This window comes from Streptomyces hygroscopicus (assembly GCF_026168105.1).
Classification (GTDB): Bacteria; Actinomycetota; Actinomycetes; order Streptomycetales; family Streptomycetaceae; genus Streptomyces; species Streptomyces hygroscopicus_D.
On the sequence record NZ_LBMW01000001.1, the window covers coordinates 449194 to 470473 of the forward strand.

Annotated in this window: 17 protein-coding genes; 5 read left to right on the top strand and 12 right to left on the bottom strand. The window is 70.6% G+C overall.

Annotated features, from left to right (window positions below):
- Positions 1–22: 22 nt before the first annotated feature.
- Entirely contained in the window at positions 23–718 is a 696-nt protein-coding gene (locus AAW14_RS02015) for a L,D-transpeptidase family protein (RefSeq protein WP_265559119.1), read from the bottom strand.
- A 222-nt stretch (positions 719–940) separates the two neighbouring features.
- Here AAW14_RS02015 and AAW14_RS39665 point away from each other — a divergent pair, with 222 nt between their 5' ends.
- Positions 941–1423 (top strand): LysR family transcriptional regulator, encoded by a 483-nt coding sequence (locus tag AAW14_RS39665; RefSeq protein ID WP_416223233.1) that lies wholly within the window; start codon positions 941–943, stop codon positions 1421–1423.
- 368 nt (positions 1424–1791) lie between these two features.
- Here AAW14_RS39665 and AAW14_RS02030 read toward each other — a convergent pair whose 3' ends face one another.
- Positions 1792–2295, bottom strand: a complete 504-nt coding sequence (locus AAW14_RS02030) for an Hsp20/alpha crystallin family protein (protein ID WP_265559121.1) — start codon at positions 2293–2295, stop codon at positions 1792–1794.
- 69 nt (positions 2296–2364) lie between these two features.
- Positions 2365–2814, bottom strand: coding sequence for a thioredoxin (gene trxA, locus AAW14_RS02035; RefSeq protein ID WP_265559123.1), 450 nt, complete (start codon positions 2812–2814; stop codon positions 2365–2367).
- A 254-nt stretch (positions 2815–3068) separates the two neighbouring features.
- Between trxA and AAW14_RS02040 the strand changes: the two genes are divergently transcribed.
- Positions 3069–4757 (top strand): PucR family transcriptional regulator, encoded by a 1689-nt coding sequence (locus tag AAW14_RS02040; RefSeq protein ID WP_265559124.1) that lies wholly within the window; start codon positions 3069–3071, stop codon positions 4755–4757.
- Positions 4758–4784: 27 nt separating this feature from the next.
- Here the strand turns inward: AAW14_RS02040 and AAW14_RS02045 are convergent, their stop codons facing one another.
- Together AAW14_RS02045 and AAW14_RS02050 are read right to left on the bottom strand one after the other, a co-directional pair.
- The gene (locus tag AAW14_RS02045; protein WP_265559126.1) at positions 4785–6161 is read right to left on the bottom strand and encodes a sensor histidine kinase; all 1377 of its coding nucleotides are present in this window, start codon (positions 6159–6161) and stop codon (positions 4785–4787) included.
- A gap of 4 nt (positions 6162–6165) precedes the next feature.
- On the bottom strand, positions 6166–6840 hold the full coding sequence (locus AAW14_RS02050; RefSeq protein ID WP_265559128.1) for a response regulator transcription factor: 675 nt from the start codon (positions 6838–6840) through the stop codon (positions 6166–6168).
- Between the two features lie 194 nt (positions 6841–7034).
- Between AAW14_RS02050 and AAW14_RS02055 the strand changes: the two genes are divergently transcribed.
- On the top strand, positions 7035–7364 hold the full coding sequence (locus AAW14_RS02055) for a hypothetical protein (RefSeq protein WP_265559130.1): 330 nt from the start codon (positions 7035–7037) through the stop codon (positions 7362–7364).
- A gap of 68 nt (positions 7365–7432) precedes the next feature.
- Here the strand turns inward: AAW14_RS02055 and AAW14_RS02060 are convergent, their stop codons facing one another.
- From AAW14_RS02060 to AAW14_RS02075, 4 genes are read right to left on the bottom strand one after another with little or no spacing between them, the layout of a single operon-like run.
- Complete coding sequence (locus AAW14_RS02060; RefSeq protein WP_265559132.1) at positions 7433–8797, bottom strand: GH1 family beta-glucosidase; 1365 nt, start codon at positions 8795–8797, stop codon at positions 7433–7435.
- Between the two features lie 29 nt (positions 8798–8826).
- Complete coding sequence (locus AAW14_RS02065; RefSeq protein WP_265559134.1) at positions 8827–9699, bottom strand: carbohydrate ABC transporter permease; 873 nt, start codon at positions 9697–9699, stop codon at positions 8827–8829.
- Positions 9692–10690 (bottom strand): carbohydrate ABC transporter permease, encoded by a 999-nt coding sequence (locus tag AAW14_RS02070; protein ID WP_265559136.1) that lies wholly within the window; start codon positions 10688–10690, stop codon positions 9692–9694. Before AAW14_RS02070 ends, AAW14_RS02065 begins: the two co-directional genes overlap by 8 nt.
- Before the next feature lie 14 nt (positions 10691–10704).
- Positions 10705–12021 (bottom strand): ABC transporter substrate-binding protein, encoded by a 1317-nt coding sequence (locus tag AAW14_RS02075; protein ID WP_265559138.1) that lies wholly within the window; start codon positions 12019–12021, stop codon positions 10705–10707.
- Positions 12022–12230: 209 nt separating this feature from the next.
- Between AAW14_RS02075 and AAW14_RS02080 the strand changes: the two genes are divergently transcribed.
- The gene (locus AAW14_RS02080; RefSeq protein WP_265559140.1) at positions 12231–14027 is read left to right on the top strand and encodes a coagulation factor 5/8 type domain-containing protein; all 1797 of its coding nucleotides are present in this window, start codon (positions 12231–12233) and stop codon (positions 14025–14027) included.
- Between the two features lie 52 nt (positions 14028–14079).
- Here the strand turns inward: AAW14_RS02080 and AAW14_RS02085 are convergent, their stop codons facing one another.
- From AAW14_RS02085 to AAW14_RS02095, 3 genes are all read right to left on the bottom strand, one after another.
- A complete protein-coding gene (locus AAW14_RS02085; protein WP_265559141.1) occupies positions 14080–15213 on the bottom strand; it encodes a glycosyltransferase in 1134 nt (377 codons plus the stop codon).
- Positions 15210–18104 carry a bifunctional glycosyltransferase/CDP-glycerol:glycerophosphate glycerophosphotransferase gene (locus tag AAW14_RS02090; protein ID WP_265559143.1) on the bottom strand — a complete coding sequence of 965 codons (2895 nt, stop codon included), beginning with the start codon at positions 18102–18104 and terminating at the stop codon, positions 15210–15212. Before AAW14_RS02090 ends, AAW14_RS02085 begins: the two co-directional genes overlap by 4 nt.
- A 335-nt stretch (positions 18105–18439) precedes the next feature.
- Positions 18440–20149 carry an NAD-dependent malic enzyme gene (locus AAW14_RS02095; RefSeq protein ID WP_265559145.1) on the bottom strand — a complete coding sequence of 570 codons (1710 nt, stop codon included), beginning with the start codon at positions 20147–20149 and terminating at the stop codon, positions 18440–18442.
- A gap of 160 nt (positions 20150–20309) precedes the next feature.
- On the opposite strand from AAW14_RS02095, the gene AAW14_RS02100 reads away from it, so the two are divergent.
- Positions 20310–20981 carry a maltokinase N-terminal cap-like domain-containing protein gene (locus tag AAW14_RS02100; protein WP_265559147.1) on the top strand — a complete coding sequence of 224 codons (672 nt, stop codon included), beginning with the start codon at positions 20310–20312 and terminating at the stop codon, positions 20979–20981.
- Positions 20982–21280: the final 299 nt, after the last annotated feature.

The following is a 21280-nucleotide window of genomic DNA, read 5'->3' on the forward strand; positions in this document are numbered from 1 at the left end:
GGACGGCCGGACCGCGTGCGGGTCAGGTGCCGGGCTTACGGCCGTACACGAACACGTCGTCGCCGGTCTTCAGCAGGGCCCAGTACTTCTTGGCGTCGGCCGTGGTCATGTTGACGCAGCCGTGCGAACCCGGCGGGTTCCACATGCTGAGGCCGACGGAGTGAAACGCCTGCCCGCCGTCGAAGAACTGGCTGTAGGGCATGGGCACGTTGTAGACGGTCGAGACGTGGTTGAGGTCCCGCCAATAGATCTGCTTCAGGCCGGTACGGGTCGCGAAGCCCTGGCGGCCGGTACGCACCGGGACGGGTCCGTAGACGAGCCGGTTGCCGTCCTGGATCCAGCTGAGCTGGAGCGTGAGGTTGACGCACGCGATGCGGCCCTTGTTGACAGGGCACTTCCCGTCCTTGTTGGGGTTTGTCCCGACGGCCTTCTGCTGGTTCATGAGGTCCATCACGCCCCAGGTGACGGGCCCCGCGTAGCCGATGGCGGGGGTGATGCCGTTCCTGTTCTGGAAGGCCTGGATCGCCTCGCAGTCCGCGGCGGACTGCCTCCCGTCGACCGGTCGGCCGAGGAACTTCTCGACCTGCTTCTGATACGGGCCGGTCTGCGTGGTGCAACTCGCGGCGTCCGCAGGTGCGGTGCCTATCGCGAGTGTGACCGGGGCCACCAGCGAGGTGATCCCGAGTGCGACTGCTCCCCGTCTGCGTATGTCCCCCATGGCGGCCCCTTCGTCTCCGGTTGCGCCCCCTGTGTGGGCGGCGACTCTACGTGGCGCGGCTCCCGCCTGGTAGACCGGTTGGGGGCGGTATGGGTTGTGGGAAGGGTCACGCCGGTACAAAACGGTGACATTCCATTCTGTGGGGCCGGCCCGCCGGGAGCGGCGCAGGCGGTCCTCGGGGGCGCGGCGGTCCAGGCCCGGCGCGACGGACACGTCGAGGCCGTGGACCACGTCATGGCCCAGGGCCGCGGTGATGCCGCCGAGCTTGTAGGGGTGGTGAGCATTCTCACGCGTGCCGCCGAGCGGCTGCATGTGGCGCTACCCGGAGCGAGCGCGCGAATACGGCAGCTGGAACGGGAGGTGGGGCAGGCGCTGCGGGACCGTGCGGGCCGTTCCATGACGCTCACGGAGGCGGGTGAGTCGGTGCTGCCGTACGAGCGGGCCGCGTCGGCCGCCGTCGAGGGCGTCCGGCAGGCGGTGGACGAGCTGACCGGGCTGCTGCGCGGGAGGGTGGCGCTCTGCCTGGCGTCGGGGGCGGCCGTGCACGCGTTCCGCGGCCTCCAGGGGAACGTCGATCACATCTGCAGCGAGATGCCCGGCGGCTCCGCCTCCTCCACCACCCCGGTGTCCGGATCCCCGGCGCCCAGCGCCGTCGGCATCCGGTCCGAAGTGCCCTTGACGAGCCAGATCCCGACCCCGGGGTGATCAGGCACCCGCTGCTCGCGGTGCACCGGGACGGTACAAACCTCCCGCTCACGGCGCTGCCTGACCAGCCCCTGATCAGCCCCCCACGGGGCACGGGACCGCGCGGTGTCCTCGAGCGGATCTGCGCGGAGGCAGGATTCCGGCCCCCGGTCGCCTTCGAGGCGGCGGACCCGTCGGCCCGGGAGTTGCCGAGGCGGCCGCGCGGGAGCCGGCGGCGCACGGCGGATGAGCCCCGCGGGTGGACGCACGGGTGAGCTGCTCGGGTGGACCGCGCGGATGGGCCGCGCGGATGGGCCGCGACCGGCCAGGGCAACGGGCAGCCCCCGGCCGGTGGCCGGGGGCCCGGACACACTGCCGCGGCCTACGTCTCAGCCACCGCTCCGTCCGGTGTCCTTGTGCTGGGTGACCTCGATCCGGCGGTGCGTGGCGACCTCCGCCTTGGGGACCGTGATCGTGAGCACGCCGTCCTCCATCTCCGCGGCGATCTCGTCGGTGTTCACCTTCTCCGGCAGCCGCACGCGGTACTCGAATGCACCGGTGCGCCGGGAGCCGCGGCGCAGGATTCCCTGGCGCTCCTTCTCCTTGATCTCCCCTCTGACGACCAGCTCCTGGCCGTCCGTATCGACGTTGATGTCCGAGCTCTTGACACCGGGGAGTTCGATCTCGATCCGGTAGGCGTCGTCGTCCTCCGTGACGTCCGCGAGGGGCGTCCAGGCCACGGCGGCGGGTGCCACGCTCCCCACGGTTGATTCGAGCAGCCCGCTCATCTGGTTGAGCAGATCGTCGAACTCCGCAAGCGGGTTGCGCGCCGTCCATCCGAGGGGCCGTTCGCTCGTCGTGCTGGGGCGATTACGTCGGACAGGCAGGGTCATCGCCCACCATCTCCCTCCTTCTCGCGGTGCGTTACTTCACTTCCCGTGGGACACGGACGAACCCAGGGATCACTTCCGGGCGGCAGGCCTCCGGCCGGCCGTCGCCTGCTCGACCCACTGGCGCAGTACCGGGGCGGGAGCGGCCCCGGCCTGACGGGCAATCACCTCGCCGTGGTCCAGCACCAGCAGCGTCGGAACCGCCTGCACGGCGAAGCGGCTCCCCAGCCGCGGGTTCCTGTCGATGTCGACCTTGACGAGCTTGATCCGTCCGGCGAGTTCCTTGGCCACCTGTTCCAGGGCGGGGGAGACCATGCGGCAGGGGCCGCACCAGGTGGCCCACAGGTCGACCAGGACCGGCGGGGTCGCCTCCGCGGCGATCTCGTCGAAGTCCGCGTCGAAGGCGTCGACGACCCAGGGCAACGGCGACTCGCAGCTCCCGCAGTTCGGCAAGCCCTCCGCGGCTACGGGCACCCGGTTGCCACGCCCGCAGTTCAGGCAGTTGACGATCGTGGTCCTCATGACATACGCCTCTCGCCTTCGCGCCTCGGCCCGCACCGCACAACGGCGTGGACACCATGACCGCACCACCGAACGCCGCACGAGGCCGACACGACCCAGGGTCGCGAATCGGCGCGCCGTTGCACCTGCCCCGACGGGTTGAAAATGCAGGCCCCCGCTCGCCCTGCGAGCATGAGACGGGTACGACGGACAAGGCCGCGCCGGACGCCTCGCCGGCCCGTCTCCGGGAGTTTTGCGGAGAACGGAGTGATCCCATGGGCACCATCCAGGGACAGGGCCCCGCTCGCCCCGCCGCCGACCCGTACGGACTGCTGGCGATGTCCCGCGCCATGTTCACCTGCCGCAGCGAGACGGACATCATGCGCCTCGCACTGAGCCGCGTCGGCACGCTGGGCCCGTGCAGCGCGCAGGCCGGGTACCTCGTGCGCCGCGACGAACTGGTCCGCAGCCCCGCCGACTGGCCCGGCGGCACCGCGGACCTCGACGGGCACGTGCGGCGGCTCGCCGAACGGGACGGGCCCGTGCCGTGCCCGGGGCGGGGCTGGGGCTGGGCGTTCGGCCTGCGCGGGCTCGGCGGGCTGTACGGCTACCTCGTGGTCGCCTCCGGTGCGCTCCCGGACGAGGAGGAACGCTTCCTGCTCACGGTTTTGGTGCAGCAGACCTCCGCGGCCCTGTCCAACGCGGCCGCCCACCCCCGACGCCGGCGGGAGGACGCCGTGGCACGGCGCCGGCTGCGGCACGTCCGGGCCGCGGTCGGGGAGCCACTCCGCTCGGCCCTGTCCGATCTGGCGCACCAGCGGACGGTGTACGAGGCTCTCGACCAGGTCGCCGTGTCCGGAGGCGGCGAGGATGCGATCGTCCGCGCGTTGCACGGCCTCACCGGGCTGTCCGCCCTGGCCGAGGACCGGTTCGGCAATCTGCGCTCCTGGGCGGGACCGGGACGCCCCGACACCTGTCCGGCTCCGGACGCGGCACGGCATGCCGAGATGCTGCAGGAACTGGCGCGGGAGCTGGGCCCCGTCCGCGTCGGAGGACGGCTGGTCGCCCTGGCCCGGCCGCACGGCGAGGTGCTCGGCGTGCTGGCCCTGGTGGACCCCGACGGCAGGGCGGACGACCGTACGCTGTTCGCGCTGGATCACGCCGCGCGGGCCCTGGCCCTGGAACTGGCCCATCAGCACACACTGGCCGAGACCGAGCTGCGGCTGCGGCGCGAACTGGTCGACGACCTCCTGGACGGGACCGACGAGAGGAGCGCGTACGCCCGTGCCGGGGCCGTCGGTCACGATCTGCACCGTCCGCACCATGTGATCGTCGTGGAGTGGCCGGACCTGGCGGTGAACAACTCGTTCCTGCGCGCCGTGGACCGCGCGGTCGCCGCCATCGGCATGCGGGCGCTGGCCACCCGGCACTCCGACAAGGTGGTCCTCCTGGCCCAGGGACGGCCCCATGACGCGGAGCTCTACGAGGCGCTCAGCCGGGAGGCCGGCAGCCGGGCGGGCGCGGTCGGCGTGAGCGCCCGCTGCGATGCGCCCCGGGACATACCCCGCCGTCACCAGGAGGCGTTGCGCGCACTCGAGGTGCGCCGGCGCTCGCGTGACCGGATCGGGACGGCGTTCTTCGACGATCTGGGCCTGTACCGGATCCTGGGGCCCGGGAACTCGTACCGCGAACTCGAGGAGTTCGTCCGCGAGTGGCTCGGGGAACTGATCGACTACGACGCCCGGTACCGGACGGCCCTGGTGGAGACCCTCTCGCAGTACTTCGACTGCGGCGGCAACTACGACCGGGCCGCCCGCGCCCTGGCGATCCACCGCAGCACACTGCGCTACCGGCTCCAGCGCATCCGCGAGATCACCGGCCGGGACCTGTCGAACGTGGACAGCAGGCTCAACCTGCACGTGGCCACACGCCTGTGGAGCGTCATGCTCGGCCACGCCGAGTGACCCCGCCCCCAGGGGGCGGTGCGGTGGTCACAGGTCGGTGGCGGGAAGGCAGACCACCATCCGGGCGCCTGGGGCGTTGTCCTCGATGCGGATGTGGCCGTGATGGGCGGCGACGAGGTCGTGGACGATCGCCAGCCCGAGTCCGCTCCCCCCGGTGTCCCGTGCGCGAGCGCCGTCCAGACGGGTGAAGCGGTCGAAGACGCGGCGCCGGTCGGCCACCGGGATACCGGGCCCGTCGTCGGCGACGACCAGGCATGCGATGCCGTCACGGCCGCGCAGGCTCACGTCGATCCGCTCGACGGCGTAGCGAAGGGAGTTGTCCAGCAGATTGCGCACGACAGTGGCCAGGGCCTCCGCGTCGCCGTACACCCGGGCCGCGCTGACGGCGTGCTGGTCGATGACGAGACAGGTGCGCAGCCGTGCGTGGCGGACCTCGCGGAAGACGACCTCGTCCAGGTCCACGAGGCGTTTGCGCAGCCGGGGCCTGGCGTCCAGGCGGGCCAGCCGGACGAGGTCGTCGACCAGCCGGGACAGTCGCTCGCTCTCCTCGATCAGGGCAGGACCGCGGGCGCGCCAGTCCGCCGAGCCGGGGTGCCGTAGCGCCACCTCGAGCTGGGTGTGCAGGCTGCTGAGCGGGCTGCGCAGCTCATGGGCTGCGTCGGCGACGAACTGGCGCTGACGCTGTGCAGAGACGTCCAGCCGGGCGAGCAGGTCGTTGAGGGTGCGTGCCAGCCGGCCGAGGGCGTCGTCGGCCGGCGGTACGTCCAGACGGCGGCCCAGGTCGCAGGCGGTGATCTCGGCGGTCTGGGCGCGCATGGCCTCCACGGGCCGCAGCGCCCGCCCGGTCAGCAGCCAGACGACGCCGGTGAGCAGGGCGACGGCCGGCGGCACGGTGATGGCCAGACCCGCCGTGAGCACGGCCATGTTGTGTTCGACCGTCCCGGTGGGAACGGCGACGTACACGGTCACGGGGTCGCCCGCCCCTCCGGCGGCGAGCGCCACCGCGCGCCAGGTGTTCTCCCCGTTCAGGGGCAGACCGTGCACGCTGTGTGCCTGGGGCTGACCGGAGGGGGTCGGGGCGAAGGTGAACAGCGCGCGTTCGCCCGCCAGGTTCGCCGAGCTGGACCGCACGACGTTCCGTGCGTCCACGACCTGGATGGCGGTGTCACCGTTGCCCGAGGCCGGCAGGGTGGGCGGGAGGCTGCCGGTGTCGAAGCTCGCGGCGATGACCTCGGCCCGCTGGAGCGCGGTCTGGTCGAGCCCGGTGATGAGGCTCATGCGCAGCCAGACGACGAGCAGACAGGCCGCGCCGACCAGGGCCACCGCGATGATCAAGGCCGCCGCGGCGGTGAGTCTCAGACGCAGGGAGCACCGGGCCCACCAGGCGGGGACGGGGATACGCACCCGTTCACCTCCCACCACGCAACCGGTAGCCGGCGCCACGGACGGTCTCGATCGTCCGGCGGTCGAACGGGGCGTCGATCTTCCGCCGCAGATAGCCGATGTAGACCTCGACGATGTTGGTGTCGCCGTCGAAGTTCTCCTCCCAGACGTGGTCGAGGATGTCCGTCTTGCTGACGACCTCGTCCGGGTGCCGCAACAGGAACTCCAGGAGGGTGAACTCCCGGGCGGTCAGGGCGATCTCCCGGCCTGCCCGGTGGCAGCGGCGACGCGCCGGGTCCAGGGCGAGGTCGCCGGCCTCGAGCACCGCGGGCCGGGCGGGAGCCCCGCGGCGCAGCAGCGCCCGCAGATGGGCGACCAGCACCACGTAGGAGAACGGCTTGCTGAGGTAGTCGTCGGCGCCGAGGTCGAGGGCGTCCGCCTCGTCGTACTCGCCGTCCTTGGCGGTCAGGATCAGCACGGGCGTCCACACACCGGCCGCTCGCAGCCGCTTCAGCACCTCGTAGCCGGATATCCCGGGCAGCATGAGATCCAGGACCATCGCGTCGTGCGGGTCGTGGGCGGCGCGCCACAGCCCGTCGAAGCCGTCGTAGGCGACATCGGTGACGAAGCCCTCCTCGGCGAGCCCGTGAGCGATCGCCGCGGCGAGTCCCCGTTCGTCCTCGATCAACAGCACTCGCATAGGCCGCCATCTCCCCCATCAACCCTACGAAGACCTGGTCACGGTCGCGCGCCGAGCACCCTCGGTGAAGGCCGCGCTGCGGGCGGCGACGGTCGGCGCGGCCGCTCTCAGCCTCCTCTCAGGGGGCCTGCCGCAGGCTGAGATCAACGGGACGAATCAGGGCTTCCGCGCCCGTCCGACCAAGGAGAGACACAATGACGATCGTCCGACGCAGGGTCGCACTGATCGCCGGCACGATGCTGCTGGCCGGCGCGGCGAGCAGCGGTGTCGCGATGGCCGGCACCCCAACCGTGGCGCACCCGTCCATCCAAGCGAACTGGGGCGACCACGGGGACCACGGAGACCACGGAGACCACGGAGACCATGGGGACCGTGGCGGTGACCACGACCGCGGCGACTTCCGGGACTTCCGCGGTGACCACGACCACGGAGACCACGGGGACCACGGGGACCACGGGGACCACGGCGACCACGGCCGCTATGGGGACTTCGGGGACTACGGCGGGGACTACTACTGGGACTGACGATCTGAGCAGACCCCCGAGTGCCGGTTCGCGCCCGTGAGGCACGAACCGGCATCTTGTGCCGTGACTCAGGCTGCCCGGCGCACCCGGCCCCGGTGCGCTCGCACGATGTCCGCGTACCGGTGTCCGCTGCCCTTGATCGTGCGGACCTGGGTGCGGTAGTCGACGTGCACGAGGCCGAAGCGCTTCTCGTAGCCGTACGCCCACTCGAAGTTGTCCAGCAGCGACCAGGCGAAGTACCCGGCCAGCGGGGCGCCCTTGCGGGCCGCCGAGGCGCAGGCGGCGAGGTGCCGCACCAGATAGTCCTGGCGCTCGGGGTCGTCGACGGTGCCGTCGGGGTTTACGACGTCGGGGAAGGCGGAGCCGTTCTCGGTGACGTACAGCTTCCGCGCGCCGTAGTCATGGGTGAGGCGCAGCAGCAGCGTCTCGATCCCGCTCGCGTCGATCTCCCAGTCCATGCCGGTGCGGGGCACGCCGAGGCGGCGCACCGAGCGGGCGCGCGGTGGGGGCCCGGCCGGGTCGTCGGCGACGGTGGCCGGAAAGTAGTAGTTCAGGCCCAGCCAGTCCAGGGGCGCGGCGATCGTCTCCGAGTCACCCGGCCGCTCCGGGAGTTCGACGCCGTAGACCTCGCGCATGTCAGCCGGGAAGCCCCGGCCGTGGACCGGATCCAGCCACCAGCGGTTGACGTGCCCGTCCATGCGGCGGGCCGCCGCCTCGTCCTCGGTGCGGTCGGTGGCGGCGTGCACGGTGGAGAGGTTGTTGACGATGCCGATCTCTGCGCCCGGGGCGGCGGCGCGGACCGCCTGGGCTGCCAGACCATGGCCGAGGAGCAGATGGTACGAGGCGCGGACCGCGGCGGCCGGATCGGTGAGGCCGGGGGCCATCCGTCCCTCCAGATGGCCGATCCAGGCCGAGCACAGCGGTTCGTTGAGGGTGGCCCAGTGGGTGACCCGGTCGCCCAGGCGTTCGGCGACGGCCGACGCGTACGCGGCGAAGTGATCGGCGGTGGCGCGTGCGGGCCATCCGCCGCGGTCCTGGAGCACCTGCGGCAGGTCCCAGTGGTAGAGCGTGACCGACGGGGTGATGCCCGACTCCAGCAGACCGTCGGTCAACTGGTCGTAGAACGCGAGGCCCTTGGGGTTCACCGCGCCGTTGCCGTCCGGGACCACCCGGGGCCAGGCGACCGACAGCCGGTAGGCGTTGGTACCGAGCCGCTTCATCAACCCGATGTCCTCGCGCCAGCGGTGGTAGTGGTCGCAGGCCACGTCGCCGCGGTCGTCGCCCGCGATCCTTCCGGGGGTGTGCGAGAAGGTGTCCCAGATCGACGGGGACCGGCCGTCCTCGTCGACGGCTCCCTCGATCTGGTACGCCGAGGTGGCCGTGCCCCACAGGAAGTCCTGCGGAAGCGCGGCGAGGTCGATACGGTCGGACACGGAAGTCCCTTCGGGAACGGGGGTGTTGGTCACTTCACGGCTCCGGCGGTGAGCCCGGTGACGAGATAGCGCTGCAGCAGGAGGAAGCCCGCGACCACCGGCACGCTGACGACGAGCGAGGCGGCCATGATCTGGTTCCAGTAGACGTCGTTCAGCGTGGAGTAGCCCTGGAGCCCGACGGCGAGGGTGCGGGTGGTGTCGTTGGTCATCACCGAGGCGAAGAGCACCTCGCCCCAGGCGGTCATGAAGGCGTAGACGGCCACCGCGACGATGCCGGGGATCGCGGCGGGCACGACGATCCGGATCAGCGCGCCGAGCGGTCCGCAGCCGTCCACCAGCGCCGCCTCGTCCAGATCGCGCGGCACCGAGTCGAAGTACCCGATGAGCATCCAGATCGAGAACGGCAGCGAGAAGGTGAGGTAGGTCAGGATCAGCCCGCCGCGCGAGCCGAACAGGGCGAGGCCGGTGGCGTTGCCGATGTTGACGTAGAGAAGGAACAGCGGGAGCAGGAACAGGATGCCGGGGAACATCTGCGTCGACAGCACGGTCACCGTGAACACGCGCTTGCCGCGGAAGTCGTAGCGGCTGACGGCGTAGGCCGCGAAAACCGCGATCCCCACCGAGCAGACCGTCGCCGAGCCCGCCACGATCAGGGAGTTCACGAAGTACTTCGCGAGCGGCACCGTCGACCAGATGTCGATGTAGGGGCGGATGGTGAGGCCGCTCGGGAGCCAGCGGAACTTTCCCGAGACGTCGGCGAGCGGCTTGAGGGAGCTGGAGACCATCACATAGACCGGCACCAGCACGAACCCGGTGAGCAGGGTGAGGAAGATCCGCCGGGACCAGAGGAAGGACCGCGGCGGCGCCATCGGCGAACGGGGGGCGTACGAGGTGCTAGGCATCGGCCGTCTTCCTTCCTCGAGAGGTCCCCAGCAGGTAGACACCCGTCACGACGAGCAGGAAGAGCAGCAGCAGGACCGACATGGCGGAGCCGGCGCCGAAGTTCCAGGTGACGAAGGACGCCTGGTAGATGTGGACCGAGATGAGGTCCGCGGCTTCCGGGGCGGCCCTGCCGAACAGCACGTACGGCGTGTTGAAGTCGTTGAACGTCCACAGGAACAGCACCAGGACCAGTACCTGGTTGACCGATCGCAGCGACGGAAGGGTGATGCGGCGCAACTGCTGCCACAGGCCCGCGCCGTCGAGGGCGGCCGCCTCGTACAGCTCACGGGGAATGTTCTGCAGGGCCGCCATGACGATGAGGAAGGCGAACGGCCACCCCTTCCAGACGGACACGACGAGCAGGGCGACGAAGCTGTTGTTGCCGATCAGCCAGAAGGAGGGCTCGTCGGTGAGGTGCAGCTGGTCGTGCAGGACGTGGTTCACCAGGCCGTTGTCGTGCTGGAACATGAACACCCAGGTGATGACGGCCGCGTACACGGGCAGCGCGTACGGCACCAGGAACAGGGCGCGCAGCAGTCCCCGGCCGCGGAAGGTGTCCTGCATGTGGATGGCGGCCACCGTGCCGATCAGCCAGCACAGGCCGACCGAGAGCAGGGTGAAGCCGACGGTGACGAGGAACGAGTGAAGCAACGCGTCGCCCACGGGGGCGTTGAAGTCCACGGAGATCCGGTAGTTGCCGAAGCCGGACCAGGGGGCGGTGCTCCAGTCCCGGATGTAGAACTGCGTGAGCTCCTTGAAGCTCATAACGATGCCGATCGCCATCGGCACCAGATGGACCAGGAGTTCGAGGACAAGGGCGGGCAGGAGCAGCAGGTAGGGCAGTCCGATGCGGCGGGTCCGCCCGGTGCGGCGCGGGCCGCGCGCCGCACCGGGGGAGCTCTCCGGCACCGTCCGCTCGCCGGTCCCGGCGGAGGCGGTCGTGGTGGTCATGTGGCCGTCCGGTCTCACTTCGCGGGCATCTGCTGCTGGGCCTTCAGCAGCTTGGCCTTGACGGATTCGGTGGTGACCGGGCGTCCGGCCGCGGCGTCGGCGAAGAGCTCCTTGACCGCCGTGCCCACGGTCGTCTCGAACTGGGACTCGTCGGCGACCTGCGGCAGCGCGGCGGCGCTCCGGGCGAGGGTGTCCTTCAGGACTGCGTTCGCCGTGGTGTTGAACGCGGCGTCCGACTGGGCGGACTTGACCGGCGGGATGGAGCTGTAGGCCGTATTGAGGATCTTCTGCTCCGCGTCACTGGTCATGAACTTCACGAACTGCGTGGCGCCGTCGAGGTTGTGGGTGTTCTTGAAGACGGCCAGGTTGATGCCCGCGACCATCGAGTCGACGTTCGTGCCGGTGCCCGGGGTGCCGGACTGCACGGGCACCGGTGCGATGCCGTACTGGTCCTCGCTCATACCCTGCGACTTCAGGTTGGCGGACGCGGACTGCCACAGGAGCATCGCCGTCCTGCCCTTGGCGAAGTCGCTCACGGACTGGTTCTGCGCGTACTCGGCGTTGCCCGGCGGGATGACCTTGTCCTTCGCCATCAGGTCGACGTACTGCTTGACCGCGGCCACCACGCCGTCGGACGTGAAGTCCGGCCTGCCCTCAGCAGTGAAGAAGTCCGCGCCGTGCTGCTTGCCGAAGACGAATACATGGTGGATGTTCTCCGCCAGGTTCGAGCCCTCGGCGCCGAGCGCCTGCTTCCCCTTCGCGGAGATCTTCCTGCCGTCGGCGATCAGCTCGTCCCAGGTGGCCGGTGGCCTGGCTATGCCCGCGTCGGCGAACATCTTCTTGTTGTAGTAGAGGGCATACGCCATCGAGTACAGCGGTACGGCGGCCGGGTCCTCGCCCTGCGCGCCCGTGGAGCCGAGCGCCGAGCCGACGAAGCGGTCCTTGCCGCCGATCGCGCCGAAGTTCCTGGCGTCCCACGGCAGCAACGCGCCGGTGGCCTGCAGGGAGGCGCTCCAGGTGTTGCCGATGTTCAGTACGTCGGGGCCCTGACCGGAGGTGGTCGCGGTGAGGATCCGGTTCAGCAGGTCCGACCAGGGGACGACCTCCAGGTTCACCTTGATCCCGGTCTGCCTCTCGAACTTGTCGAGCTCGGGCTGGAGGACCTGCTTGTCGACCTCGAGGCCGGCGCCCTGGTTGGAGGCCCAGTAGGTGAGCGTCTTCGGGGAGTCGTTGGACCCGCCCCCCGTCGACGATCCGCCTCCGCAGGCCGCGGCGGCAAGGGCGAATGAGAGGGTGACGGCGCCGGTGGCCGCGGCTCGGATGCTGCGCATGGCTCGTGGGGTCCCTTCCGGATCTCCTCAGGGCTTAATTTAGGACGTGAGTTAAACCTCAACCGGTAGGTACGTCAAGGGTTTTGACGCACCTGCGGAACTCCTGCCGCAGCCCTTGACGCATCGGTTCGGGCCATGAAGCATTCACCGGCAAGGAGAGCGCTCCCCGACCCCACATCGTTCACTTCCTGAACCAGGAGAGCCGCCCCATGCCCCCTGTCCCTCCGGAATCCCCGGATCCGCGGCGCCCCGGCGTCGGCCGCAGAACAGTCCTCGGCGCAGCCGCGTCGGTGGCCCCCGTGCTCGCGGGCCTGTCCGCACCGGCGTCGGCCGCCCCGTCCCGCAGGCCTCCGCGCACCCTGCCCGGCGGCGGCGACCTCGGCCCGAACGTCCTCGTCTTCGACCCCTCCACCCCCGGCATCCAGGCCGCGCTGGACGAGGTCTTCCGGCAGCAGGAGTCGGCGCAGTTCGGCACCGGACGCTACGCGCTGCTGTTCAGGCCCGGCACCTACCACGGCCTCAATGCGCAGATCGGCTTCTACACCTCCATCGCCGGCCTCGGTCTGTCCCCCGACGACACGACCATCAACGGTGACGTGACGGTCGACGCGGGCTGGTTCAACGGCAACGCCACGCAGAACTTCTGGCGTTCGGCGGAGAACCTCGCCGTCGTCCCCGCGAGCGGCACCAACCGCTGGGCCGTCGCCCAGGCAGCACCCTTCCGGCGTATGCACGTCCGCGGCGGTCTCAACCTCTCCCCCACCGGCTACGGCTGGGCGAGCGGCGGCTACATCGCCGACAGCCGCATCGACGGCCAGGTGGGACCGTACTCACAACAGCAGTGGTACACCCGCGACAGCGCGATCGGAAGCTGGCTCAACGGCGTGTGGAACATGGTGTTCTCGGGCGTCGCGGGCGCACCCGCGCAGAGCTTCCCCAACCCGCCGTACACCACGCTGGAGACCACGCCCGTCTCCCGTGAGAAGCCCTTCCTCTACGTCCGGGGCGACGAGTTCAGGGTCTTCCTGCCGGAGAAGCGCACCAACTCCCGCGGTGTCACCTGGGGCAACGGCACGCCCAGAGGCACCTCGCTGTCCCTGGCGGAGTTCTATGTGGCCCGACCGGGCGACTCGGCCGCGACGCTCAACCAGGCGCTCGCGCAAGGGCTTCACCTGATGCTGACCCCGGGGATCTACGACCTCGACCAGCCGATACGGGTCGATCGCGCGCGCACCGTCGTCCTCGGCCTCGGGTACGCCACGCTGGTCCCCGGCGGCGGTGTCACGGCCCTGAAGGTCGCGGACGTCGACGGCGTACGGCTTGCCGGCTTCCTCATCGAAGCCGGGCCGGTCAACTCCGCCACCCTGCTCGAAGTGGGCCCGCCCGGCGCATCGAGGGACCACTCGGCCGACCCGACCACCGTCCAGGACGTGTTCGTGCGCATCGGCGGGGCGGGCGCGGGCAGGGCGACCACCAGCATGGTGATCAACAGCCGTCACACGATCGTCGACCACACCTGGGTCTGGCGTGCCGACCATGGCACCGGCGTCGGCTGGGACACCAACCGGGCCGACTACGGCCTCGTCGTCAACGGCGACGACGTCCTCGCCACGGGCCTGTTCGTGGAGCACTTCAACAAGTACGACGTGCAGTGGTACGGGCAGCGGGGCCGCACCGTCTTCTTCCAGAACGAGAAGGCGTACGACGCCCCGAACCAGGCCGCGATCCAGGACGGCCCCGTCAAGGGCTATGCCGCCTACAAGGTCGGCGACAACGTGACCACCCACGAGGGGTGGGGGCTCGGCAGCTACTGCTACTACAACGTCGACCCGGCCATCGTGCAGCACAACGGCTTCGCCGCCCCGGACACGCCAGGAGTGCGGTTCCACGACCTGCTGGTCGTCTCGCTCGGTGGCAACGGCCAGTACGAGCACGTCATCAACGGGACGGGAGCGCCGACCTCGGGCACCTCGACCACGCCGTCCACGGTGGTCTCGTATCCCTGACGCCGGCGCGGCAGCGACCGGGCGCCCCGGCGTGAGCCGGGGCGCCCCTCCCTCAGCGCTCCAGGAACGCGAAGAGTTCCTCCCACCTGCGGGTGATCTCGTCCGGGGCGAACCGCTGCACGTTCTCCCGGGCCCGGTCCCCCATCGTGTCCCGGAGGTTCTCGTCGGCCATCAACCGGACGAGATGACGGGCGAGTTCGGAGGTGTTGCCGAGCCGGGCCAGCAGACCGTCCTCGCCGTCCCTGATGATCTCTCGCACACCGGGCGAACAGTCGAACGCGGCACACGGCACGCCGCAGGCCATCGCCTCCAGGAGGACGAGCGGAAAGCCCTCGCCGCGGGACGACTGAACGAGCACGGACGACCGTCCGAGCGCCCCTGTGACGTCGTCGGTCTGCCCGGCCCACTCCACCGAGTCGTCCAGGCCGAGCGCGGTGCACTGCCGCCGGAGTTCGGCCTCGTAGTCGCCGGCGCCGTAGATGCGCAGGGTCCATCCCGGCTGCTGCGGCGCGGCCTCGGCCCAGACGTCCAGCAGCAGATCGACGCCCTTCGCATGGCTGAGCCGCCCGATGCTGGCGACCACCTTCTCCGTGCGCGGCGACGCGGTGTCGGGCATCACCGGCAGCGGGTTCGGCATGAAGCCGACGTTGTTGAGGCCCGCGCCCACCCAGAGGTCGGCGTCCTCCTGGGTGAGGACCAGCAGCCTGTCGACGTCCTGGTAGTACTTCTGCACGCGCTCGAAGCGCGAGGACTTGCGAGAGGCCTCGAAGGACTCGTGGCTCATGCCGATGACCGGGTGCCCGGCGGTGTCCGCGAGGGCCACCCACTCCATCGCCCACACCTGGGTCACGATGATCATGGCACCGGGCTGCGCGGCGCGGAACTCACGGGACAGCCGCTCCGCGGCCGCCCGCATGTCCGCTTCCTGCCGTCGCACGGCCGGGTCGACGCGGCCGAGCAGGGCGCGCGGCCTCCGGCGGCCCGGGGGCCGCCGGTCGTACAGGGTCAGCGTCTCGAACGGCGGGTTCTCGCCGAGGTCCATCGGCACCTCGGGCGGGGCGATGCCGATGACCCGCACACGGTGACCGCGCTCCGCCAGAAGCCGGGCCATCTGGATCTGCCAGACGCCCACGCCACCGAGTTCGTTGACCTCGTTGGCGACGAAGAAGATCTCACGCTGCGTCATCGGGCTTCTCCTGCGCTGCCGAAGAACCGGTCGACGATGCGAGCCGCCGCGTCCCCGCGGTCGTACTCGCCGTACTTGTCCACGAACTCCTTGAGCCGCGCCTCGTACTGGGTGCCCACGGCAGGCAGGTCGGACACCGCGGCGAAGAGCTCGTCCTCGGTGCGTGCGACCGGGCCCGGGGCTTCCTCGAGGAGGTCGAAGTACGTGCCCCGGATGTCCTGGGAGTACTCCTCCCAGTCGTAGGCGTAGAACAGCAGCGGCCGGCGCAGCAGCGCGTAGTCGAACATCACCGAGGAGTAGTCGGTGATCACGGCGTCGGACAGCAGCATGAGCGGCGTGATGTCCGGCTCCTCCGTCACGTCGATCACACGGCCCGCCACCGACGGCGGGAGGGTGACCCGGTTCAGGTAGTGGGAGCGGACGAGGAGCGTGTACTTGTCCCCGAAGGTGTCGGCGAAGCGTTCCACGTCGAAGGGGAACTCGAACTCCCGTACGCCGCCGTCGGGGCGGGCACGGAACGTGGGCGCGTACAGCACCACACGGCGGTCCGGAGTGATGCCGAGGCGTTCGGCCAGGGCACGCAGGGCCGGGTCGGGAGCCTGGGGGTCCCGGGCCGCTCGTACGAGGGCGTCGTTGCGGGGGTAACCGGTGCGCAGCAGCTTCTCCTCGGGGATGCGGTAGGCCTCGGCGAGGGTGCGAACGTCGTGCTCGCTGCGGACCACGAAGTGGTCGAAGCGGTCCAGCGCCTCCTGGTAGGAGAGCTGTTCCTGCTCGGACATCACCCGGTAGCTGGGCTCGTCGAAGCCCATCCTCTTCAGCGCCGATCCGTGCCAGGTCTGGATGTACGTGGTCTCCGGGCGCTTGGGCAGCCGGAGGGGGAAGCCCTGGTTGTCGACCCAGTACTCGGCCTGGGCGAGCGCCCTGAGGTAGCGCCAGGACCACCGGCGGACGAGCTCGACGCCCTCCGGGAAGCCCTCGGGCTTCTCGCCGGCGTAGGACCAGACGGCGGTGATCGGCAGCCCGCGGCGCCGCAGCTCCTCGTAGATCGCCCGCGGGCTGTCGCTGTACTGCTTGCCGAGGTGGCTCTCGAAGACGACGCTGCCCTTGCGGACGGGGAGCAGCCGGAGCATGCGCTGGTAGCCCTGGAGCTTGCGCGGACCGGAGGCGAGGTCCTTACGGACCGCCCGGATCGTGCGATAGGCGCCCTTGGCGGTCCGGGCGGCGACGCCGTCCATGTTGCGGTCCACGACGGCGCGGCCACGCACGGCGGCCGAACCTTCCTGGGTGAGCTGGAAGGCGAGGTGGCCCTTGGCGGAGACCTGCGGCTGGAGCCGGTCCGCCACGAACCGGCTGAGCCGGGGGCGTACGGGCACGGACTCGGCGCTCTCCAGGTCGACCCTGCCGGAGGTGATCCGGGTCGCCGTGCGCTTCCCGTCCGCCGTCAGATGCAGCCGGACGTCCCACACCTCGTCGATGACGCCCAGCGGACGAAAGCGGCCGGACAGCGGGACCGTGGCCTGCCAGGTGAGGGTGTCGCCCTCGTGACGTACCGTCCGCACCGGGAACCGGAAGGCCTGCAGACTGCGGCGGCGGGCCCGGAACTCCAACTCGGCGCCGAGGCGGGCGTCCGGGGAGACGGTGTGCAGCGGGTTGACCACCGCGCCGCCCAGCACCACCAGGTCACCGCGTACGGCGTACTCGGTGAGCACGTTGCGCAGGAACATCCGGTCCAGCGGCCGGCCGTGGTAGCCGAGGCTCGTGACGTCCATGATGGCGCGTGCCTTGGGGTCGTCCAGGTGCTCGTCGCACCAGTACACACGCCCGTCGCGCTCCGCGAGCGGTGCCGAGATCTTCTCCCTGTTGATCAGCGTGTCGATCGCCGGCATCAGGTTGTCCCAGTCCTCCTGCATCAGCAGGTAGGCGCAGATCGCATGCACGCGGTCCAGCTGGGCGTAGGCCGCGTCCGGGAAGTCCTCGATGTAGCCGCGGGCCAGCTCCGCGAAGAGGTGCCGGTAGTCGTTGTCGAGGAACGGCAGGTCGCGGAGGTACAGGACGAGGTCGTGCTTGAGGAACTTGATGTCCTTGTGCAGCTTGAGCTCGTCGAGCCCGCGCCGGTCCAGAATGGCGTCGATCCGGCGGTGGATCTCCAGCCGGTCGGTGAAGTTGTTGATCTCGTGGCGCCGGTTGCTGATCGACTTGGTCGTGGTCTTCTCGACCACGTTCCAGAAGTACACCGTGTTGGGGATCAGGGTGATCCGCTCCGCCGCCAGATAGGCCTGGGCCGAGAACAGCAGGTCCTCGTAGTGGATGCCCCTCGGGAAGGTGAGCTCGTTCTCGAGCAGGAACTCACGCCGGTAGCACTTGTTGGTCGACAGGGTGTCGAAGACGAAGAGGTCGGGCAGCTCGGCGACGGACTCGACGGTGCGTGTCGTCCGGTACAGCCAGGGGTACCAGGGGACCCGCTTGTCGTGCCTGCTGTCGGTGTGCACCCGGACGCAGAGCCCCGAGACCAGATCGGCACCGGTGCGGTCGGCCGCCTCCAGCATGTTGCGGCAGGCGTTGAGCTCGAGCGTGTCGTCGCTGTCCAGGAACATGACGTAGCGCCCTCGGGCCACGGCGACGCCCTGGTTGCGGGGTTCTCCGCAGCCGCCGCTGTTCTCAGGCAGCTGTATCGCCCGCACGCGGTCCGGGTTAGCCGTGGCGAGTGACCGGGCCACGTCGTACGACCCGTCGGTCGAACAGTCGTCGGCGATGATCACTTCCACGTTGCGCAACGTCTGGTCGAGCACGGAACGTACAGCTGTCGGGAGGCGTCTGGCATCGTTGTAGACGATGACGACGACGCTGATGTCCGGCTCTGCCCCGCCTGACTCGGGGGTCTCGATCGACACGTCCACCTCTCGTCTTGGTTTCTCCGGCTCCCCGGACGGCGGTTCCGTCACGCCACGGCTCAGCGGCGCCCGAAACGGCATCCTACGAACAGGGGTACGCCCGGTGTCAGCACTGAGAACGTAACCCTACATGCCGTAGGATCAAGGTCGCGCAGCCCGCAGTGGCGAGGACGGCGCCCCCGTCGCGCCTCCACGCTACGGGAAAGTGCCACGGCCAGGGGCACGGCCGCCCCGCACCGGGGGTGTGACCGGTCTCCCGTGGGCGTGACGAGGTGGTGTGACGGGCGCCTCCGCCTGTGTCGCGCGGGCGCCGTGGGGTCCTTCGCGCCCGGGTGTCAGCAGGCCTGATAGTCGGGCGTCCACTGCGTCCGTGCGACCGCCTGACGCAGCTCGGCCTCGGTCGCCTTCGGAGCCACCCCGTCCTCGACGGCGGCGAGCGCCGCGGCCACGGCGATCTCCCGTGCCGCCTCCCGCATGCCGCCGAGCGGTGGCAGCAGCGGCGCGGGGCCCGGGACTCCCGCGGCGGCCTCCGCGGCCCGCCGGGCGACCGCGCGCGCGGCGGCCACCAGCATCCGGTCGGTGACCCTCGTCGCCCCTCCCGCCGCCAGCGCGAGCCCCATGGCCGGGAAGATGTAGACATTGTTGGCCTGCGCCACGGGAACCTCCCGCCCCTCCACCTCCAGCGGCGGGAACGGCGAACCGGTCGCGATCAGCGCCCTCCCGGCCGTCCAGCGGGCCAGATCGGCCGGCTCGGCCTCGGCGTGCGAGGTGGGATTGGACAGCGGAAAGATGACCGGCCGCTCGCACGTCGAGGCCATCTGCCGCACGATCTCCTCCGTGAACGCGCCCTGCGCCGTCGACAGACCGATCAGCGCCGTCGGCTCGACCCGGCGCACCACCTCGGCGAGCCCGGTGCCGTCCCAGCCGGCCACCTCGTCGTCGGCCCGGGCGTAGACCCGCTGCTCCTCGGTGAGGTCCGTGCGCGAGGCGACAAGGAGCCCGTCGACGTCGACGAACCAGAACCGGCTCGCGGCCTCCTGCCGCGAGAGCCCTTCGTCCACCAGAGCGGCGCGGATCATGTCGGCGACGCCCACGGCGGCGGAGCCCGCCCCCAGCACGACCAGACGCTGATCGGTCAGCGGCGCCCCGGCGACCTGGCACGCCGTGGAGAACGCGCCGAGCACGACCGCCGCGGTGCCCTGGATGTCGTCGTTGAAGGTGAGCAGCCGGTCGCGGTAGCGGGTGAGGATCGGCCGGGCGTGGACGGTGGCGAAGTCCTCCCACTGCAGCAGCGTGCCCGGCAGCTCAGCCTCGACCGCCGAGACGAACGCCTCGATCATCTCGTCGTACCGGGCACCCGTGAGCCGGTGTTCCCGGCGGCCCAGATAGCGCGGATCGGACAGCAATTGCTCGTTGTCGGTACCAACGTCGAGCAGGATCGGCAGGGTGCGCGCCGGGTGGACGCCGCCGATGGCGGTGTAGAGGCTGAGCTTGCCGATCGGGATGCCCATCCCGCCGACGCCCTGGTCGCCGAGGCCGAGGATGCGCTGGCCGTCGGTGACCACAATCACATCCACGGAGCCCCTGTGCGGGCGGTTGCGCAGGATCTCGCGGAACCGGTGGCGGTCCTCCCAGGCCAGGAAGAGCCCGCGGGGCCGCCGGTAGATCTCGCTGAAACGGCGGCACGCCTCCCCGACGGTGGGCGTGTAGACGACCGGCAGCAGCTCTTCCAGATGGTCGGTGACCAGACGGTAGAAGAGCACCTCGTTGGTGTCCTGCAGCTGGCGCAGGTAGATGTGCCGGTTGAGCGGTCTGTCGTAGTCGAGGAACGCCTGGTGGGCGCGGGCGACCTGCTCCTCCAGGGTCTCGACGGCAGGCGGCAGCAGTCCGTCCAGGCCGAGCGCCTCGCGTTCCTGCCGGGTGAAGGCCGTCCCCTTGTTGAGCAGCGGGTCGGCGAGGATCGCGGCGCCGTGAGCGGTTGTCCGTGCGGTGGTCTGTGCGGTGGGACGGGTCGTCGTACGGTCCGGTGCGGAGGGGTCGAGCATGCCTTCCCTGTGCCCCGGACCGGTACCGTCCACCCTCCCGGGAAGGCGAATTACTCCGCCTGGTCGCCGGGCCGGCACGCAAGCCGGGGCCCTGTCCGGCGAAGGCGCCGATCGGCCGGATCCGGACCGTGACGGCGCCCCGGCGGGTACGTTCACGGGCATGGCGATCATTCACCACACCACCCTCACCCCCGGCAAGCTGGAACTCCTCGCCTCCTGGCTTCCCGGTCAGCCCTGGTACAAGGGCACGGGCCGCAAGCCGTCGCTGTCCAAGTCCGGCGGGTTCCGGCTGGACGACCCGCGGGGCGAGGTCGGGATCGAGTTCATGGTGACCACCGACGACTCCGGCGACCGGCCGGTCTCCTACCACGTGCCGCTCAGCTACCGGGGGGCGCCCCTCGAGGGCGCCGAGGAGGCGCTCCTCGGCACCTCCGAACACGGCGTGCTGGGACGGCGCTGGATCTACGACGGGACCCATGACCCGGTGCTGGTGGCCCAGTTGCTGGCCCTGCTCCAGGGACGTGCCGAACCCCAGGCGCAGAGCATCAACGACACTCCCGACCCGTCCGTCACCGTCCACTTCACCGGCACCGGCGTGGCGTCGGAAGTCCTCTCCACGACGGTGGGCAACGGCCCCGACGACACCCGCCTGACCGTGGAGACCACCGCGGCCGGGGCCATCCGGCAACTGACCGTCGAGGTCGCTCGCGTCCTCCAGCCGGCCGGCAGCCCTCCGGCCGACGCCGCGGGCCATGTCACCGCCGGCTGGCGCTTCCCGGAGGGGCAGGAGAACCGCGGCGTGTTCGCCGTGCTGCACGCCGCCACGCCCTGACCCAGCCGGGTCCGGCTCACGATCCGGCCCGTCCGCCGTCGACCGGCGGTGGGCGGGCCGGAGGTCGTTACCGCGCCCGCAACGCCCACGTCACCTGCGCTTCCACCGGCCGATACACGGCGGACCGAAAAGAGCATGTTCTTACCAAGCCCCTGTACGTCTCATGCAAGGCGGCCCGGAAATGGCTACTTCTTCATAGTCGGATCGTGTGGTCGCGCCTTCCGCCGAGCCGGACCGACGCGACGATGACGTGACCGCGGGAGTCCTGGAAGGCACATCCATGCTCAGCCCCCATTCCG

Bases quoted from the DNA above. Each gene is read 5' to 3' on its own strand.
- trxA (WP_265559123.1), bottom strand. From the start codon at position 2,814: ATGAGGACCACGATCGTCAACTGCCTGAACTGCGGGCGTGGCAACCGG.
- AAW14_RS02080 (WP_265559140.1), top strand. From the start codon at position 12,231: ATGCCCCCTGTCCCTCCGGAATCCCCGGATCCGCGGCGCCCCGGCGTC.
- AAW14_RS02030 (WP_265559121.1), bottom strand. From the start codon at position 2,295: ATGACCCTGCCTGTCCGACGTAATCGCCCCAGCACGACGAGCGAACGG.
- AAW14_RS02055 (WP_265559130.1), top strand. From the start codon at position 7,035: ATGACGATCGTCCGACGCAGGGTCGCACTGATCGCCGGCACGATGCTG.
- AAW14_RS02075 (WP_265559138.1), bottom strand. From the start codon at position 12,021: ATGCGCAGCATCCGAGCCGCGGCCACCGGCGCCGTCACCCTCTCATTC.
- AAW14_RS02100 (WP_265559147.1), top strand. From the start codon at position 20,310: ATGGCGATCATTCACCACACCACCCTCACCCCCGGCAAGCTGGAACTC.
- AAW14_RS02040 (WP_265559124.1), top strand. From the start codon at position 3,069: ATGGGCACCATCCAGGGACAGGGCCCCGCTCGCCCCGCCGCCGACCCG.
- AAW14_RS02015 (WP_265559119.1), bottom strand. From the start codon at position 718: ATGGGGGACATACGCAGACGGGGAGCAGTCGCACTCGGGATCACCTCG.
- AAW14_RS02065 (WP_265559134.1), bottom strand. From the start codon at position 9,699: ATGCCTAGCACCTCGTACGCCCCCCGTTCGCCGATGGCGCCGCCGCGG.
- AAW14_RS02050 (WP_265559128.1), bottom strand. From the start codon at position 6,840: ATGCGAGTGCTGTTGATCGAGGACGAACGGGGACTCGCCGCGGCGATC.
- AAW14_RS02070 (WP_265559136.1), bottom strand. From the start codon at position 10,690: ATGACCACCACGACCGCCTCCGCCGGGACCGGCGAGCGGACGGTGCCG.
- AAW14_RS02095 (WP_265559145.1), bottom strand. From the start codon at position 20,149: ATGCTCGACCCCTCCGCACCGGACCGTACGACGACCCGTCCCACCGCA.
- AAW14_RS02085 (WP_265559141.1), bottom strand. From the start codon at position 15,213: ATGACGCAGCGTGAGATCTTCTTCGTCGCCAACGAGGTCAACGAACTC.